Raw genomic sequence first — 252 nt, 5'->3', positions numbered from 1 at the left:
CGGGGAACGATACGCTCGAACGCGTCTATCACCAAACGGTGAAAAAAGTGACGGAAGACTATGAAGCGCTCCGCTTTAACACCGCCATTTCGCAGCTGATGGTGTTCATCAACGAAGCGTACAAAGCGGAGCAAATGAAAAAAGAATACATGGAAGGCTTCGTCAAGCTCTTGTCGCCGGTCTGCCCGCACATCGGCGAAGAATTGTGGCAAAAACTTGGCCACACGGACACGATCGCCTATGAATCGTGGC

At 51.6% G+C, this 252-nt stretch carries 1 protein-coding gene; it reads left to right on the top strand.

Going from position 1 to position 252, the window contains the following annotated elements; translation table 11 throughout:
• Window positions 1-252 (top strand): class I tRNA ligase family protein (locus tag LD028_RS09260; RefSeq protein ID WP_237811644.1); only part of this gene is annotated, 252 nt, incomplete at both ends.

It is taken from the genome of Anoxybacillus sp. LAT27 (assembly GCF_022030075.1).
Taxonomy (GTDB): domain Bacteria; phylum Bacillota; class Bacilli; order Bacillales; family Anoxybacillaceae; genus Anoxybacillus; species Anoxybacillus kestanbolensis.
This window is presented reverse-complemented; position numbering and strand designations above follow the sequence as displayed.